The 15592-nt window shown below is 63.7% G+C and carries 18 protein-coding genes; 11 read left to right on the forward strand and 7 right to left on the reverse strand.

What is annotated here, in order from left to right:
• Positions 1-44 precede the first annotated feature (44 nt).
• On the reverse strand, positions 45-653 hold the full coding sequence (locus EV662_RS00970) for a nicotinate-nucleotide adenylyltransferase (RefSeq protein ID WP_132460667.1): 609 nt from the start codon (positions 651-653) through the stop codon (positions 45-47).
• A 191-nt stretch (positions 654-844) separates the two neighbouring features.
• Here EV662_RS00970 and EV662_RS00975 point away from each other — a divergent pair, with 191 nt between their 5' ends.
• From EV662_RS00975 to EV662_RS00995, 5 genes are all read left to right on the forward strand, one after another.
• Positions 845-1636 carry a hypothetical protein gene (locus tag EV662_RS00975; protein ID WP_207903564.1) on the forward strand — a complete coding sequence of 264 codons (792 nt, stop codon included), beginning with the start codon at positions 845-847 and terminating at the stop codon, positions 1634-1636.
• Between the two features lie 189 nt (positions 1637-1825).
• Positions 1826-3481, forward strand: coding sequence for an energy-dependent translational throttle protein EttA (gene ettA / locus EV662_RS00980; protein ID WP_132460259.1), 1656 nt, complete (start codon positions 1826-1828; stop codon positions 3479-3481).
• Between the two features lie 179 nt (positions 3482-3660).
• Entirely contained in the window at positions 3661-4236 is a 576-nt protein-coding gene (locus EV662_RS00985) for a hypothetical protein (RefSeq protein ID WP_132460260.1), read from the forward strand.
• A gap of 28 nt (positions 4237-4264) precedes the next feature.
• Positions 4265-5022, forward strand: a protein-coding gene (locus tag EV662_RS00990; protein WP_132460235.1) for an IS5 family transposase whose coding sequence is annotated in 2 segments (ribosomal slippage) — positions 4265-4589 and positions 4589-5022 — 759 coding nt in all. Because the reading frame shifts where the segments join, the coding sequence is not laid out codon by codon here.
• 45 nt (positions 5023-5067) lie between these two features.
• Positions 5068-5556: a hypothetical protein gene (locus tag EV662_RS00995; RefSeq protein ID WP_132460261.1), complete on the forward strand. Its 489-nt coding sequence runs from the start codon at positions 5068-5070 to the stop codon at positions 5554-5556.
• A 19-nt stretch (positions 5557-5575) separates the two neighbouring features.
• Here the strand turns inward: EV662_RS00995 and EV662_RS01000 are convergent, their stop codons facing one another.
• Positions 5576-5989: a BrnA antitoxin family protein gene (locus tag EV662_RS01000; RefSeq protein ID WP_132460262.1), complete on the reverse strand. Its 414-nt coding sequence runs from the start codon at positions 5987-5989 to the stop codon at positions 5576-5578.
• Between the two features lie 305 nt (positions 5990-6294).
• Here EV662_RS01000 and EV662_RS01005 point away from each other — a divergent pair, with 305 nt between their 5' ends.
• The 4 genes from EV662_RS01005 to EV662_RS01020 all read left to right on the forward strand — a co-directional run bounded on the left by EV662_RS01005 (position 6295) and on the right by EV662_RS01020 (position 9616).
• Positions 6295-6501 carry a cold-shock protein gene (locus EV662_RS01005; protein WP_132460263.1) on the forward strand — a complete coding sequence of 69 codons (207 nt, stop codon included), beginning with the start codon at positions 6295-6297 and terminating at the stop codon, positions 6499-6501.
• 205 nt (positions 6502-6706) lie between these two features.
• Positions 6707-7744 (forward strand): TRAP transporter substrate-binding protein, encoded by a 1038-nt coding sequence (locus EV662_RS01010; RefSeq protein ID WP_132460264.1) that lies wholly within the window; start codon positions 6707-6709, stop codon positions 7742-7744.
• Positions 7744-8265 carry a TRAP transporter small permease gene (locus EV662_RS01015; RefSeq protein WP_132460265.1) on the forward strand — a complete coding sequence of 174 codons (522 nt, stop codon included), beginning with the start codon at positions 7744-7746 and terminating at the stop codon, positions 8263-8265. The genes EV662_RS01010 and EV662_RS01015 overlap by 1 nt, the downstream gene beginning before the upstream one ends.
• Positions 8258-9616 (forward strand): TRAP transporter large permease, encoded by a 1359-nt coding sequence (locus EV662_RS01020; protein WP_132460266.1) that lies wholly within the window; start codon positions 8258-8260, stop codon positions 9614-9616. The genes EV662_RS01015 and EV662_RS01020 overlap by 8 nt, the downstream gene beginning before the upstream one ends.
• A gap of 77 nt (positions 9617-9693) precedes the next feature.
• On the opposite strand, the gene EV662_RS01025 is transcribed toward EV662_RS01020, so the two are convergent.
• The 4 genes from EV662_RS01025 to EV662_RS19365 form a co-directional block, all read right to left on the reverse strand.
• A complete protein-coding gene (locus EV662_RS01025; protein ID WP_132460267.1) occupies positions 9694-12027 on the reverse strand; it encodes a methyl-accepting chemotaxis protein in 2334 nt (777 codons plus the stop codon).
• Between the two features lie 231 nt (positions 12028-12258).
• The gene (locus EV662_RS01030; RefSeq protein WP_132460268.1) at positions 12259-12636 is read right to left on the reverse strand and encodes a helix-turn-helix domain-containing protein; all 378 of its coding nucleotides are present in this window, start codon (positions 12634-12636) and stop codon (positions 12259-12261) included.
• A gap of 116 nt (positions 12637-12752) precedes the next feature.
• The gene (locus EV662_RS01035; RefSeq protein ID WP_165915477.1) at positions 12753-13382 is read right to left on the reverse strand and encodes an acyl-homoserine-lactone synthase; all 630 of its coding nucleotides are present in this window, start codon (positions 13380-13382) and stop codon (positions 12753-12755) included.
• A complete protein-coding gene (locus EV662_RS19365; RefSeq protein ID WP_165915478.1) occupies positions 13382-13603 on the reverse strand; it encodes a hypothetical protein in 222 nt (73 codons plus the stop codon). Before EV662_RS19365 ends, EV662_RS01035 begins: the two co-directional genes overlap by 1 nt.
• Positions 13604-13697: 94 nt before the next feature.
• Here EV662_RS19365 and EV662_RS01040 point away from each other — a divergent pair, with 94 nt between their 5' ends.
• A complete protein-coding gene (locus EV662_RS01040) occupies positions 13698-14336 on the forward strand; it encodes a helix-turn-helix transcriptional regulator (RefSeq protein ID WP_132460270.1) in 639 nt (212 codons plus the stop codon).
• 129 nt (positions 14337-14465) lie between these two features.
• The gene (locus EV662_RS01045; protein ID WP_132460271.1) at positions 14466-15125 is read left to right on the forward strand and encodes a L,D-transpeptidase; all 660 of its coding nucleotides are present in this window, start codon (positions 14466-14468) and stop codon (positions 15123-15125) included.
• Positions 15126-15144: 19 nt separating this feature from the next.
• On the opposite strand, the gene EV662_RS01050 is transcribed toward EV662_RS01045, so the two are convergent.
• Complete coding sequence (locus EV662_RS01050; protein WP_132460272.1) at positions 15145-15438, reverse strand: hypothetical protein; 294 nt, start codon at positions 15436-15438, stop codon at positions 15145-15147.
• Between the last annotated feature and the right edge of the window lie 154 nt (positions 15439-15592).

Below are 15592 nucleotides of genomic sequence, written 5' to 3' on the forward strand. Positions count from 1 at the left end.
AAGCAAATCGCCCCGCCCCGGGCAAGCCCGCAGATCGGGCGCGGTCAGGGCGTGCGGTGCCACTGGCCGCTGGCCCGGATCTCGGACGACGAGATGTCGATCATCGGCACCCGCAGATAGCACCAGGCGGGCGTCGGGTGCCCGGCCAAACAGCGGGCGCGCTCGGCCGGCAGGCGATAGCGGGCATAGGCGACCGCGGCCTTCGACTGGCGCGCCGCGATCCCCTGGCCGGGGCGGGCCAGAACGCCCACCGGCACCGTGTCGAGGATCCAGCGCCAGCGGTCCCAGCGGTGGAACGTCGTCAGGTTGTCCGCCCCCATCAGCCAGACGAAGCGCACGCCCGGATACAGCCCGATCAGGCGCTCCAGGGTCTCGGCGGTATAGCGGGTGCCGATCCGCGCCTCGATATCGGTGATCGTGACGCGGGGGTGATGCATGACGCGCCTGGCCGCCTCGATCCGCCGGGCCATCGGCGCGGGGCCCTCGGCCTTCAGCGGGTTGCCGGGAGAGACCAGCCACCACACGCGGTCCAGCCCGAACCGTTTGAGCGCCGCCCGCGTGATATGCGCATGCCCCTCGTGGGCGGGGTCGAACGACCCGCCCAACAGGCCGACCCTCTGGCCCACGCTCGCTTTCGGAAACCCCGCCCGCATGAGGGTGGAGTAGCCTGTAGGCGAGCGGGTGGGAAGGGGAAAGATCAATGTTGACGCCACCCAATTAGGGTGCACACTAACCTGGCACAATTCACATCGTGATGCCCACTTAATCAGTCACTATATTCGATAGAACTGCAGATCGCAGCGCCTTTTTGTGCTGCAAGAGAGAGAGAGATGAGAGGCCCGGATTGATCACTCAACTTCAGGATTACACCGCAAGCCTTAAGGAATACGCCGAAAATCTTGCTCCAAAAATGGCAACTTCAGTAGATTTTTTGAATGAGAACCAAGACCTTCTAACTTTGTCGCTTTTCTTCGTGACGATCATCGCCGGCTGGCTTAGCGGGGCCTTCAAAGCGCTGAGACAAAAACCGAGGCTGGCTATAAGAACAATCGACGGCCCCACCTTCTCTTGCACCTTTCCCACCGGGCGAAAACATAACAACCACGACACGCATCGTACTGGGGTGGCACTATACCTAAACATTACAAATATTGGCTCGGCGCCTACAGGAATCTCTGCAATAGAGGTTGGCTACCATTGGAACCTTCGCCCCATCTCATTGCTCTGGCTCAAATATCGTATTGGCTGGTTCTGGCTAAAAGATCAAACCGCTGCACTTGCAGACTTTCAATGTAGTATTGGCGAATCCGTCAAGATATTCCCATTCCTTACACAGCGCAGCAGCCTATCAATGTCAGACACGAGAACGTATCTCCTGATCGGCGAAGCAACAAACGGTGTTGTATATTTCGAACAGTCGGAAAGCTGGGGAGGTTGCTTCCCCAAACCCCAAGGCTCGCACACAAAGATTAGGCTTCGAATTATTGATGCCTTCGGCCGCAGGCATGATTCAAAACATCTCATTCCAACTGTCACACTCGAAGATGCAAAGAAATTCAATCCAAGATTCGGAGAAACGCATACAGAACTTAATCGTGAGCTCCCTCCGTCTACAGAGGAAGAGATTGAAGCTTGATGATTTTTTTGAAATCTGAGAAGCCCGGCTTTTCAGAATACGATTCAATTGTAGGATACCTCCACTACAAGCGGCGTGACTGGTCGCCGCTCCTTTGTTCGTAGTGTCACCCCCTGCATTGCCCTCCCCCCCCAGACTCGCTATGTCACGCCCCAACCCAGACACCCAACGCACAAGGGCGGTTCGCGCATGGCTTCCTACCAGTATGTCTACCACATGGACGGCGTCTCCAAGACCTATCCGGGCGGCAAGAAATGCTTTGAAAACATTCGGTTGAACTTCCTTCCCGGCGTCAAGATCGGCGTCGTCGGCGTCAACGGCGCGGGGAAATCCACGCTGCTGCGCATCATGGCCGGCTGGGACAAGGATTTCACCGGCGAGGCCTGGGCCGCCAAGGGCGCGCGCGTCGGCTACCTGCCGCAGGAACCCCAGATCGACGAAACCCTCACCGTGCGCGAGAACGTCATGCTGGGCGTGGCCGAGAAGAAGGCCAAGCTCGACCGGTTCAACGAACTGGCGATGAACTACTCCGACGAGACCGCGGACGAGATGGCCGCCCTGCAGGACGAGATCGACAGCCAGAACCTTTGGGACCTGGATTCCCAGATCGACGTCGCGATGGAGGCCCTGCGCTGCCCCCCCGACGACGCCCCCGTCGCGACCCTTTCGGGCGGGGAACGCCGCCGCGTCGCGCTGTGCAAGCTGCTGCTCGAAGCGCCCGACATGCTGCTGCTGGACGAACCCACCAACCACCTGGACGCCGAAACCGTCGCCTGGCTGCAACAGCACCTGATCGACTACAAGGGCACCATCCTGATCGTCACCCACGACCGCTATTTCCTGGATGACATCACCGGCTGGATCCTCGAACTCGACCGCGGCCGCGGCATCCCCTACGAGGGCAACTATTCCGCCTGGCTGGAGCAGAAATCGAAACGCCTCGCCCAAGAGGCGCGCGAGGACAAGGCCAAGCAGAAGCAACTCGAACGCGAACTCGACTGGATCCGCGCGGGTCAAAAGGCCCGCCAGGCGAAATCCAAGGCCCGTATCCAGGCCTATGAGGAACTGGCCAGCCAGTCGGAACGCGAGAAACTCTCGCGCGCCCAGATCATCATCCCCAACGGCCCCCGCCTGGGCGGCCGCGTGATCGAGGTGACCGGCCTGAAAAAGGGCTATGGCGACCGCCTGCTGATCGAGGACCTGTCCTTCGCCCTGCCGCCGGGCGGCATCGTCGGCGTGATCGGCCCCAACGGCGCGGGCAAGTCCACGCTGTTCCGCATGCTCACCGGCCAGGAACAGCCCGACGAGGGCACCATCGAATTCGGCGACACGGTGAAACTGTCCTATGTCGACCAGTCCCGCGACGCGCTCGACCCCAACAAGACCGTGTGGGAGGAGATCACCGACGCGCTGGATATCGTGGTCCTCGGCGATGCCGAGGTGAACTCCCGCGCCTATTGCTCGGCCTTCAACTTCAAGGGCGGCGACCAGCAGAAAAAGGTGGGGCTTTTGTCCGGGGGCGAACGCAACCGCGTCCACATGGCCAAGCTGTTGAAATCCGGCGGCAACGTGCTGTTGTTGGACGAGCCCACCAACGATCTCGACGTCGAAACCCTGCAGGCGATGGAAGCCGCGCTGGAGGATTTCGCCGGCTGCGCCGTCATCATCTCCCACGACCGCTTCTTCCTCGACCGCCTCTGCACCCATATCCTGGCCTTCGAGGGCGAGGCCCATGTCGAATGGTTCGAGGGCAATTTCGAGGCCTACGAGGAAGACAAAATTCGGAGGCTCGGCCCGGACTCGGTGGAGCCGAAGCGGGTGAAGTACAAGAAGTTCGCGAGGTAATTCCTAGGACGTCCCCGGATCGCCTACGCTTGCAGGCGTCCCCGGAACAGCTATGCACAGGGGATCGCGCCCACCCTGGGGTGAGAGGGGACCGTTGCGCCAGTGGCGCGGCGTAAGCCCCTCGAACGGTCCGGCGCGATCCAAGCCTGACGCCCCGGGGAGACAGTGCTGTAAGGAGAATGCTATCTGAAGCAAGCCGTCAGCTAAGTGAAGCAAGAGTTGTCGAATTTGGGTCAGCAAAGAATTCAAGAGGAAAGATGCGAGAAGTTCTTCTATTTGGAAATGGCTTAGGTCGATCCCTTAATAATGAGTATTTCGAACTTGAGCGAGGACTCCGTGATGCTTGGGACGACGATGAAGTGCTTTCAGAAGCTGATCGCGATTTAATTAGAAGATGCTTAAACAACGAAGAGCTTATTGAAGGTGAGGAGGAGATCTGGCCTCGCGGGGAGAACGAACTAGATCCGCTACAAAAGGTTCTCGCCGCATGTGACTTGGTTCGTCAGTTCGAGCGCGAAGATCAGGAAGGGTGGCTAACGGCTCGCGGTCAGGCATTTCCTGACGCGATCCGAAGCTTTATCCACAGAGCCGCTTGCTACTATCATAGATTTAATGGATCGCTTCCCCAAAACTTTGTCAATCCTCTCGTAGATTTTATTCTTGAATCAAGATCTCATGTTGCGACTCTTAATTATGATGACCTCTTATATCGCTCACTAGGGTCAGGATGCATTGATTTTCAGTGCGCTGCGTGATTCACGGCTCGGAAAACGGAGCGGTGACATGAGCGACCTGTACTGGCTGACCAACGAGCAGATGGCCAAGCTTTCCCCTTTCTTCCCCAAGTCCCACGGCAAGCCTCGGGTCGACGACAGACGGGTCTTGAGCGGGATTATCTTCATCAATCGCAATGGCTTGCGCTGGCGCGACGCGCCTGAAGCCTACGGACCGCACAAGACGCTGTACAGCCGGTGGAAGCGTTGGAGCGAGAAAGGCATCTTCGCTAGGATGATGGCTGGGTTAGCGGCCGAACACGGCGAGCAGAAGACGGTAATGATCGATGCGACCTATCTGAAGGCGCACCGCACGGCGACCAGCATGGCCGCGAAAAAGGGGGGCGTGGCCGCCTGATCGGTCGCACCAAAGGCGGCATGAACACCAAGTTGCACGCCATCTGCGACAGCAAAGGACGGCCGCTGAACCTGTTTGTCACTGCAGGACCGGTGAGCGACTACATCGGCGCGCGGGCACTGCTCGGCACCCTGCCAAAGGTCGACTGGTTGCTAGGGGATCGCGGCTATGACGCCGACTGGTTCAGAGACGCGTTGAAAGACAAAGGGATACGCGCCTGCATCCCCGGCAGAAAGCAACGCAAGACCCCCGTCAAATACGACAAGCGTCGCTACAAACGGCGCAACCGCATCGAGATCATGTTCGGTCGTCTGAAGGACTGGCGGCGCGTAGCGACACGATATGATCGCTGTCCCAAGGTGTTCCTCTCCGCCATCGCCCTCGCAGCGGTCGTCATCTACTGGTTATGAATCCTGACCCTAATTGGAACACCTGCCTTTCATGGCTATACTTGCTTGATCGACGGCTTTAGCGGACCTTTCTGCCCGGATAATCTGGCTCGGCGGCACCCAGAAAGACAGTCATTCTACCTCCACCTGCACGGGTCGCCATTGTACGTCACTGGTGACGCGGGCGAAGTTCGCAAAAGCGCACTCGCTGAAATCGGTGACATTCAAGGACATCAAAGTGTACATCTTGTATTAACAGCTGTTCACCACAAGCCAACTGTTATTGCATCGTCACCAGTTTTGCGAACCTATTGGGAATGCTTAGATAGAGCACTGGAAGAGTCGCAAGGGGTTACAATTGTCGGTTACGGCGGTGTCGACACCCACCTGAATCAACTGATCTATAACCACCGCGAAAACCTGAGAATTCGAGTAGTAGAAAGGATTACTGGCGAAACGCCTGAGGACTCAGAGAGACGTTGGCGCTCTGTTTTTGGAAACTATCAACTTGAAGTATTGCAGCTTGCAAACGTACTAGATTTTCGGAACTGGTAGCAAACGCTCGGCGCCCCCCTCACACCGGCTCCCCGCTCGGCCCCTTGTCCTCCAGCCCCTCGATCACCTTGGCCAGCCGCAGCTGCGCATAGGCCTTCAGCACGTCGTTGATCAGCGCCTGGTACCCCTTGCCGTTGGCGCGGTAGAACTTGGCCACCGGCTCCTCCAGCAGCAGGGTCACCCGCACCTTTTTCGGGTTCTTCGGATAGATTTCCGGCAGGATGTGCCAGGCCTCGGGGACGTGCAGCGCCTCCATCTCGCGGCCATAGACGAACATGTGCAGCCGCATGATCGCCTCTTGCGCGCTGGCCAGGTCGCGCAGCTCGCGCTTGCCCAGGTGGCGGTCGGCGCGCGGGCGCATCGGGTGGGGGTCCATGAAATCGTCATGGTCGAACATGGCGTCGGTGCCGGGATCGGTGTCGCGCTTTGTCATGGGGGTTCCTTTCGCCGGGCCACCATGCGCCCGCCGGGTTAACGCCCTCGGGCCGCACCGTTCGGGGTCTTACGGGAGTCATATGGAATTCATATGCGATTCATATGGAATTCATATCGGCCCCGCGCCGCCCCGGGCCGCGTTCATTTTTCTTGCAACGACTCGGGCGATGCCCCATATGGGACACGCGACGTTACGACTTTCGACCACTGTCTTCCTTCACGGCTGCAGTACCTCGATCGACCCATGACTGCGCCGACCCGTTGCATAATGCGAGCGGGACCAAAGACTTAGGAGACAGACGGATGGCCACTGGCACCGTGAAATGGTTCAACGAAACCAAAGGCTACGGCTTCATCGCCCCCGATGGCGGCAAGAAGGACGTGTTCGTTCACATCACCGCGCTGGAACGCGCCGGCCTGCGCACGCTGGCCGACAACCAGAAGGTGACCTTCGACATCGAAGCCGGCCGCGACGGCCGCGAAAGCGCGACGAACATCGCGCTGGCGTAATCGCCAACACCTTGAATTCACTGCCAAAGGGCGCCCATCGCGGCGCCCTTTTCGCGTTTGCCCCGCCCCGCCCCGGCGTTGACCGGTCCCCGGCTTCGGTGTACCCCGGACCCAAGGCAACCGAGGGAACCGAAGGGTCCGCCACAAGGCCGCGCAACGACGGCCGGGACCGCCAGACGCCATGTCGAAATCAGGGAGGATGTCCATGAAGATCAAGGGTTTGACCGCTGCGATCGCGATCGCCGTCTCCGCGCTTGGCGCGGGCGCGGCCTGGGCGCAGGACTACACGTTCAAGCTCCACCATTTCCTGTCGGCCAATTCGCCCACCCACACCGAAACGCTGGTCCCCTGGGCCCGCGCGGTCGAGGAGAACTCGGGCGGCAAGGTCAGGATCGAGATCTTCCCCTCGATGACCCTGGGCGGCCGCCCGCCCGAGCTGATCAACCAGGTGCGCGACGGCGTGGTGGACCTGATCTGGACGGTGAACGGCTATACCCCCGGCCTGTTCCCGCGGACCGAGGTGATGGAACTGCCCTTCGTCTATGTCAACGATCCGGGTGCGGCGAACCTTGCGCTGTACGAGATGTTCGAAACCGACCTGAGGGACGATTACCCGGGCGTCGAGGTGATGTTCCTGCATGTCCATTCCGGCCAGGCGATCCAGATGCGCGATGCCGAGATCCGCAGCCCGGCCGGTTTCCGGGGCAAGAAGATCCGCATTCCCACCCGCACCGGCGCCTGGGTGCTCGAGGCGCTGGGCGCGGTGCCGGTGGCGATGCCCGTGCCCGAACTGCCGCAGGCCTTGCAAAAGGGCGTGGTCGACGGCGCGCTGATCCCGTTCGAGATCATTCCGCCGCTGAAAATCCAGGACCAGACCGATTACCAGATCGAGCTGGCCGACAAGACGCGGCTGGGCACGACGACCTTTCAGCTGTCGATGAACAAGGCGAAATGGGACAGCCTGCCCGCCGAGATCCAGAAGGCATTCCGCGATGCTTCGGGGCCGGACTGGCTGGCCGAACTGGGCCGGGTCTGGCGCGGAACCGAGGAATTCGGGATCAAGATGGCCGTGGACTCGGGCAACGCCCATGTCACGCTGTCCCCCGAAGAAACCGAAGCCTTCCGCGCGGCCACGCAACCCGTGATCGACCGCTGGATCGCGGAGATGGACTCCAAGGGGATCGACGGCACCGCCCTGGTCGAGAAGGCCCGCGCGCTGATCGCCAAGCACGGGTCCATGTGATGGCCGAAGGCGCCCTGGCCGGCCGGCGCGGGTTCGCCGCCCTCGTGGCGGCGCTTGCCACCGGCTGGGCGCTTTTGGGGGGCGCGGTGCTGATCGCGGTGATCGCGATGAACGTGGCCTCGGTGATCGGCGGCGTGGTCTGGAAATCCTTTCCGGGCGATTTCGAGATGACGCAGGTGGGCGTGGCGGTCGCGGCCTTCGCCTTTCTGCCCTGGTGCCAGATCACGCGCGCCAATGTCAGCGCGGATATCTTCACCATGGGCGCCTCGCCCGCCTGGGTGGCGCGCTTGCGGCTGGCGGCCTCGGTGGTGGCGCTGGTTTTCGCGGGGCTGCTGCTGTGGCGGATGTCGGCGGGCATGGCCGACCAGCGGCAATACGGCTATACCACCACCATCCTGCAATTCCCGGTCTGGATCGCGTTCTTGCCGGTTCTGGTCTCGCTGGCGCTTCTGGCGCTGGCCAGCCTGGTGACGCTGATCGAGGACGCGCGCGGCGCGGCCCGCGGCGGGGCCGATGGCTGAGGCGCTGTCGCTGGGCCTGGGCGGGTTGGCGGCGCTGATCGTGCTGATCGCGCTGCGGATGCCCATCGCTTATGCGATGATCCTGGTGGGCGGGCTGGGCATCGCGGCGCTGAACGGGCCGGCGCTGATGCTGAACCAGCTCAAGACATTGGCCTGGGGGCAGTTCTCGATCTACGACCTGTCGGTCGTGCCGATGTTCGTGCTGATGGGCGCGTTCGCGTCCCGCGCGGGGCTAAGCCAGGCGCTGTTCCGGGCGGGGAACGCCTGGCTCGGCTGGATGCGGGGCGGCACGGCGATGGCGGCGATCGCGGCCTGTGCGGGGTTCGGGGCGGTCTGCGGATCGTCTCTGGCGACCGCGTCGACGATGGGCAAGGTCGCGCTACCGGAACTCAAGCGCTACAACTACTCGGGCGCGCTGGCCACCGGCACGCTGGCCGCGGGGGGCGTGCTGGGCATCCTGATCCCGCCCTCGGTGGTGCTGATCATCTATGCGATCATCGTCGAGGCGAACATCGTGACCATGTTCATGGCCGCGATGCTGCCCGGCACGCTGGCCGTGGTGCTGTTCCTGCTGACCATCGCGGCCTATGTCGCGATCCGTCCCAACGCCGGGCCAGCCGCCGGCGCGCTGGACGGGGCCGAGTTTCGCGCGGCGACCATCGGCGTGCTGCCGGTGCTGGTGATCTTCGCCATCGTGCTGGGGGGCATCTACGTGGGGCTCTACAACCCCACGCCGGGGGCGGCGGTGGGGGTGGCGCTGGTCTGGCTGTATGGCACGCTGCGCGGGCGGCTGCGGCTGGCCGAGATGCGCGCGGCGCTGCTGGAAACCGCCTCGACCACCGGCATGATCTACCTGATCCTGCTGGGCGCGGAACTGATGAAGATCTTCATGTCGCGGGCCGGGCTGCCGCAGGCCACGGCCGAGTGGATCGTCGCCTCTGGCATGGAACCGATGGCGGTGATGGTGCTGCTGTTGCTGGCGCTGATCCTGTTGGGCTGTTTGATGGACAGCCTGTCGATGATCCTGCTGGTCATCCCGTTCTTCTGGCCGGTGCTGGTCGAGCTGAACGGCGGGATTTACCAGGGGGCCGAGGGCGCCGGTTTCGGGATGAGCACCGAGGATCTGAAGATCTGGTTCGGGATTCTCGCGCTGATCGTGGTTGAACTGGGGCTGATCACGCCGCCGGTGGGGATGAATGTCTTCGTCATCTCGTCGCTGGCGAGGGACACGCCGATGATCGAGACGTTCAAGGGCGTGGCCCCGTTCTTCGGGGCGGAACTGGTGCGGGTGGGGCTGTTGCTGGCCTTTCCGGCGCTCACCCTGTGGGTGCCGCGCGTGTTGGGCGGCTGAGCCGGGGGGCGCGGCAGACCGAAAACCGGCCCCGCGGCAGGCCGCGGGACCGGGTCCGACCCGAGGGACCTTTCGGATCAGAAATCCTGCCAGCCGTGGGCGCCCCCGGCACCGGCCGCACGAGCGCGCGGGGCATGGTCGGGCCGCGACGGCCGGTCCGGCGCGCCGATCACCTGCAGCGCCGGACGCGGCGCAAGCGCCGGGGCCGTGCCGTGATCGAGGCGGAACCGGCCGACCTGTCGGCGCAGGCTTTCGGCCTCGCGCTTCAGCGTCACGCTGGCCGCCGTCGCCTCTTCGACCATGGCCGCGTTCTGCTGGGTCACCTGGTCAAGCTGGGTCACGCCGACGTTGATCTCGCCCAGGCCCACCGACTGTTCGCGCGCGCCAGACGCGATGTCGCTGACATGTTCGGAAATGGTACTGACACGCTTGACGATGTCGTGCAGTGCCGTGCCCGCGCGGTTCACCAGTTCGACGCCGGATTCCACGTGGCCCGCACTTTCAAGGATCAGCCGCTTGATCTCCTTGGCGGCATCGGACGAACTTTGCGCCAGCGAGCGGACCTCGGAGGCCACAACCGCAAAGCCGCGCCCGGCATCGCCCGCGCGCGCGGCCTCGACACCCGCGTTCAGCGCCAACAGGTTGGTCTGGAACGCGATGTCGTCGATCACGCCGATGATCTGGGCGATCGCCTGGGACGACTGCTTGATCTGCGACATGGCATCGACCGCCTCGGCCACAACGCGGCCACTGGTTTCGGCATCGGCCTGGGCGTTGCGCACGATGGTTTCGACCTCGGCCGCGCCCTCGGCGGCGGCGCGCACCGAACCGGTCAACTCGTCCAGCGCCGCCGCCGTCTCCTCCAGCGTCGCGGCCTGGTTCTCGGTGCGTTGCGACAGGTCGTCGGAGGCCGAGGCGATCTCGTCGGCGCGGGTGCCGATTTCGGCCGCATTGTCGACCACGGCGCCCATCAATTCCTTGAGGTTCGCGACCGTGGCGTTGAAATCGGCGCGCAGCTGTTCGTAATCGCCCGGGAACGGCGTCTCCAGCGTGCGGGTCAGGTCGCCATCGGCCAGCGTCTGCATCGCGGCGGACAGGTCGCGGACCACCTGGTCCTGCTGCACGCGGTCCTGTTCGCGCTGGACGGCCAGGGCGTCACTTGCCGCCAGCCGGTCGCGGAATTCGACCAGCGTGCGGCCCAGCAGGCCGATTTCATCGGCGCGGGCGGCAACCGCGATCTCGGTGTCATAGCGGCCTTCGGAGACATCTTTCATCGCTGCAACGAAACCGGCCAGCGGACGGGTGATCCCGCGGGCGCTGAACAGGCTGATCGCCACCGCGGTCAGCAGGCCCACGGACACGAAGCCGATGGTGGCATTTCGGAATGCCGCGAGGTTGGCAAGATACTCGGTCTTGTCCAGTTCGGCGACCAGAACCCAGTCGGCCCAGTCGAGGTCGATCTTGCGGGTGTCGGCCAGGCTTTCCTGGCCGCCCACGCCCTCGACCCCGTAGAAGAACCCGGTCTCGCCGGTCTTCAGCGCGGTGATGAAGGGCACATCGGGCAGCGTGTCGAGCGCGCCGAACCGGTCGTCGAACCGCGAGGCGGTGCGCGCGGTGCCATCGCCGGCGACGATATACATGTCCCCCAGCGCACCCAGCGCCGACGTCTGCGTGACCAGACCCGCTAGCGCCGCAGTCGGCACCTGGATCGCGATCACGCCCACGCGCCGGCCCGACGCATCGTCGACGGGGCTGGCCATGAAACCCGCGGGCACATCGGCGCTGGGCGCGTAGGGCGCGAAATCGGCCGAGGCCACGCTGCCCGGGGCGGCGTCCACGGCCTTGCGGAACACCTGGCCCAGCCCGGTTTTCGCATAGGGCCCGGTGACGAAATTCTCTCCGAAATCAGCCTCTTTCACCACGGTATACAGCAGGTCGCCGCGGGTGTTGAACAGGAAGATGTCGTAATAGCCGAACGCGTCCAGCGTGCGGAGAAACTGCCGGTGCAGCGCCGCATGCGCCGCCGAATAGGCCGAGCCGTCGCCCGCATCCGCCAGGTCCTGGCGCTGACCCAAGGGGTGGGGGTTGCCGGTGACATAGGCCGCCTGTGCCGCGGCAAGGGTGCCGCCATCGGCGCGGATCGCGGCGCCGAACGCGGTGATCGCGTCGACGACCAGCGGGGTCGCCGCGTTTGACGCGAGGTGGTGCGCCGTCGTCTCGAACCAGTCAGCCACGCGCGCGGCCTGGTCTTTGGCCAACCCGTTCAGCGTGGCCCGGGTGGAGTCGTACTGCATCTGATAGGCGCGCTGGTACAGGAAGGCGCCCATCGAGATGGAAAGGCCCGCCACGATCAGCACCATCACCAGAGGAAGGCGGCGGCTGATCGGCATCGTGGTCAGTTTTCTAAACATCGTTACATATCCTCATGGCACACGAAAAAACCGCCACCGGCAGGCGCGGATTTCACGGTCCACGCGGGCCAGTTGGCGGTTTCTTCGGTGTCGCAGCGAGGCGATCTCGGCTGCGGGAAAATACCTTGGAACTGTTATAAATAAAGGATCATGTGTCCGATTTCGGGCATAGGCCGGGAATCTTGATGGCAGGCGCGCAGGCGCCCCTGCCGGGGCGGTCAGCCCGCCGGTTCAGGGCGCCTTGCTCAGCGCGCAGGCCAGGTCGAACAGGCGGCGGCGTTGGCTTTCAGGGATGGCGTGGAAAAAGCGGATCAGGTCCAGCGCCTCCTTGTCATCCAGAAGATCGACCGCCGGGGTCCCCGGCTTGCGCGGCGCCGCATGGCCATTGGCCTTGGACAGCCCGTCGAAGAAAAAGCTGACCGGAACGTCCAGCGCCCGCGCGATATCCCAAAGCCGCGACGCGCTGACCCGGTTCGCGCCGACCTCGTATTTCTGGATTTGCTGGAACTTGATCCCGACCGCCTCGGCCAGTTGCTGCTGGGTCATCCCGGTCATCCAGCGGCGATGTCGAATGCGTTTTCCGACGTGGATATCAACGGCATGTGGCATGAAATTTCCTTTTGCAGACTCGCTAACACACAGATGCCGGGCGGGTCTTGCGACCCCGCCCGGGGGTCGACCTGTCAGACCCGGGCGGCAATTCCCCGGGTCGACCGGCCGCTTCGTCAGGCGGCGACCGCCGCCGGCGGACGGTTCTCCAATGACAGGTCGTGTCGCACCCCGCAACCGAACGCGATGAACCGACCGTCCTTGTTGCCCGTGATCGCGCCCAGCGCGCGGGGCTGATACCCCATCGACCGCGCCATGCGCATGAACGAGGTCGGCCCGAGGAACAGGCACTCCTCGGCGTTCTGCCCGGCCAGGTAGGCATTGGCCGCGGTCAGAACGTCGGCGGCGATGCCCGGGGTCATCGCGGCCAGCCGCGTCAGTTCCCAGACCTTCGCCGAGACCGGCGGTTCATCCGCGCAGACCTCGCGCGGGAGGCCCGGCAGAAGGCCCAGCCAGGCATCGCGGATCATGTAGGAATAGACGTATTTTCCCCTGCCATATCGCCAGTCCGTGCGCAGCAGGCGGGCACCGCCGACGACCTCGGTGCCGCGATGGGCCACGATATAGACCGCGCCCAGGTAATCATACTGTTCGAACTCCAGGTCCTGAACGTGGTAAAGATCCCATTTCAGCCGGTCGATGAACACCGACTTTCGCAACGCCAGGAACCGCGTCACCAGGTTCCACCGCCTATGGTCGAAGGGAAGCCGAAGCGCGGCAAGCTCGATGGGCTGGTCTTCCGACATCAGTGCACATTGCTCCTCATACGCCGGCGCGGCGGATGGTCGGCATCCGCAGCGCCCAGAAACCATTTCGTGCCCTGCGGCAACACGATCCAAACCCCGGCCGCGTCCTTTTCCAGGGTGACGACGCCATCATTGGCGAAGCAGTCCAGATTCTGCGCGATGGTCTCCACCATGTCGCGCGAAAGTCGGAATCGCTGGGGGGGCGAAAAGATCGTAGACATGGCCACACGCTGTCGCGGCACTTGGCCGCCTTCAATCCAAAGATAGGCGAAACTATACTTTCGACTTATACTTTAGTATAAATTGATGGGATAGATGCCTCATTCTTCCGAAAACAAGAGCGGCGTGCCCGCGCTGGATGTCGTTCTGCCGACCTTGCGGCTTCTGGGACCGTCGGGATTCATCTTCGCCTACAACATCACCTTTCGCGGCCCGGAATATTACCATTCGGAATATCCGAAGGCCTGGCAGATGGAATACGAATCCCGCGGCTACACCTATGTCGACCCGGTGCTGATCTGGAACATCCTGAACACCGGCAACAAGCGCTGGTCCGAGGTCCGCCTGCCCGACCTGCGCGGCGTGCTGACACGTGCCCGCGCCTACGGTCTCGTCTACGGCGCCTCGTTCTCGCGCACCACCAAGGGCAAGAAGACGATCCTGACGCTGGCGCGGGCCGACCGCGAGTTCAACGACGAGGAAATCCTGTTCCTGGCGGCCACGGTCGACGAACTGAACGCGGGCTTTTCCAAGAGCTACCGAATCGAGCTGACCGTGGCCGAGCTGCAGACGTTGCGATGCCTGCGCGACGGGATGACCTATGCCGAGGCGGCCGCGATGCTGAACGTGTCGGTTCCGACGATCAAGGCCCGGCTGGAAAAGGTGCGCGGCAAGCTGGGCGCCAAGACCGCCACGCAGGCGGTCGCGATGGCGGTTCAACGCAAGTTGCTGTAAACGCCGCGCGGTTGCGGCAGACAGGCGTCGGACAAGGCCCTACACTCGATCTTGATTGGACCCGCGCGGTGACGTCTTCTTGAAAGGATCCGTGCCAAACCCGCGGTTCACCGGATACAGAGAGTTGCCATGCTGACCAGACGCCATTTCATCCTGACCACCGCCGCGCTGTTTTCCCCCGCGCTTGTGGCCCCCGCCGCCGAAGCCGCGGACAGGGACCAGTGGGCGGAATGGGACGCCGAGGTAACGCCGCCCGGTTTCGACCCGGCAACCTCGAACCCCTGGGGGCTGCACCCGCGGTTTCTGCCGGTCCGGGTCGAGGCGCGCGACGGGCTGGCGCCGGGCGACATCCATGTCGATGCGATCGCGCGCTATCTCTACCATATCCAGCCCGACGGCACGGCGATGCGCTATGGCGTCGCGATCGGGCGCGGGGGTCTGTATGCCCCGGGACGGTTCACCATCCGGCGCAAGGCGAAATGGCCCCGCTGGACCCCGACCGCCAACATGATCGAACGCGAACCCGAAACCTATGCCCAGTTCGCCGGGGGCATGCCGCCGGGTCCGAGGAACGCGCTGGGCTCGCGCGCGCTGTATCTCTATGTCGGCGACCGCGACACCTATCTGCGCATCCACGGCACGCCGTTCCCGCGCTCGATCGGCACGCGGTCCAGTTCGGGCTGTGTGCGCATGGTGATGGCCCATATCAACGGGCTGTACGACGAGGTGAACACCGGGGCGACGGCGCATCTGTACCCGGCCGAGGAAAGCCTCAGCGCGCGCAGCTGACGCCGGCGGCGCGGGGGCCTTAGCCGCTGACCGGCGGCCGGGGCTGTGCGCGGGTGCAGATCGGCCGGCCCTCGGTGGTGCGAAGCGGCAGCAGGGTGGTTTCGACGGGCCCCACGTGGCGGTACCAATAGCACCCGTCCTCGGGCAGCAGGCGCACATGGCGCAGGTCCTGATAGGGGGCCGCTGCCGCGGCGACGGCCTCGGGCAGCTCCTCGATGAAACCGTCATTGGCCCGGCCCGCATCGACCGAGGCGTTGCAGGCACCGAGGGTCAGGGCGACCGCCGGCAGGAAGTGGGTAATCCGAAGGTGCATGATCGCTCCGCCAGGCAGGATTTCTAGCAACAGTCGTTCCTTTCCGTGTTTGCACCTTGTGGCCGGGCTTGCAAGTCCGGGCCACGCCCGGCCCGGGCCCGTCCCGCGCCAAGGGGCGCGCGCGCGGCCGGGCCTAACAGGGCAAGACCGCCCT

Origin of the sequence: Rhodovulum marinum (assembly GCF_004343075.1) — a bacterium.
GTDB classification, from domain to species: Bacteria; Pseudomonadota; Alphaproteobacteria; order Rhodobacterales; family Rhodobacteraceae; genus Rhodovulum; species Rhodovulum marinum.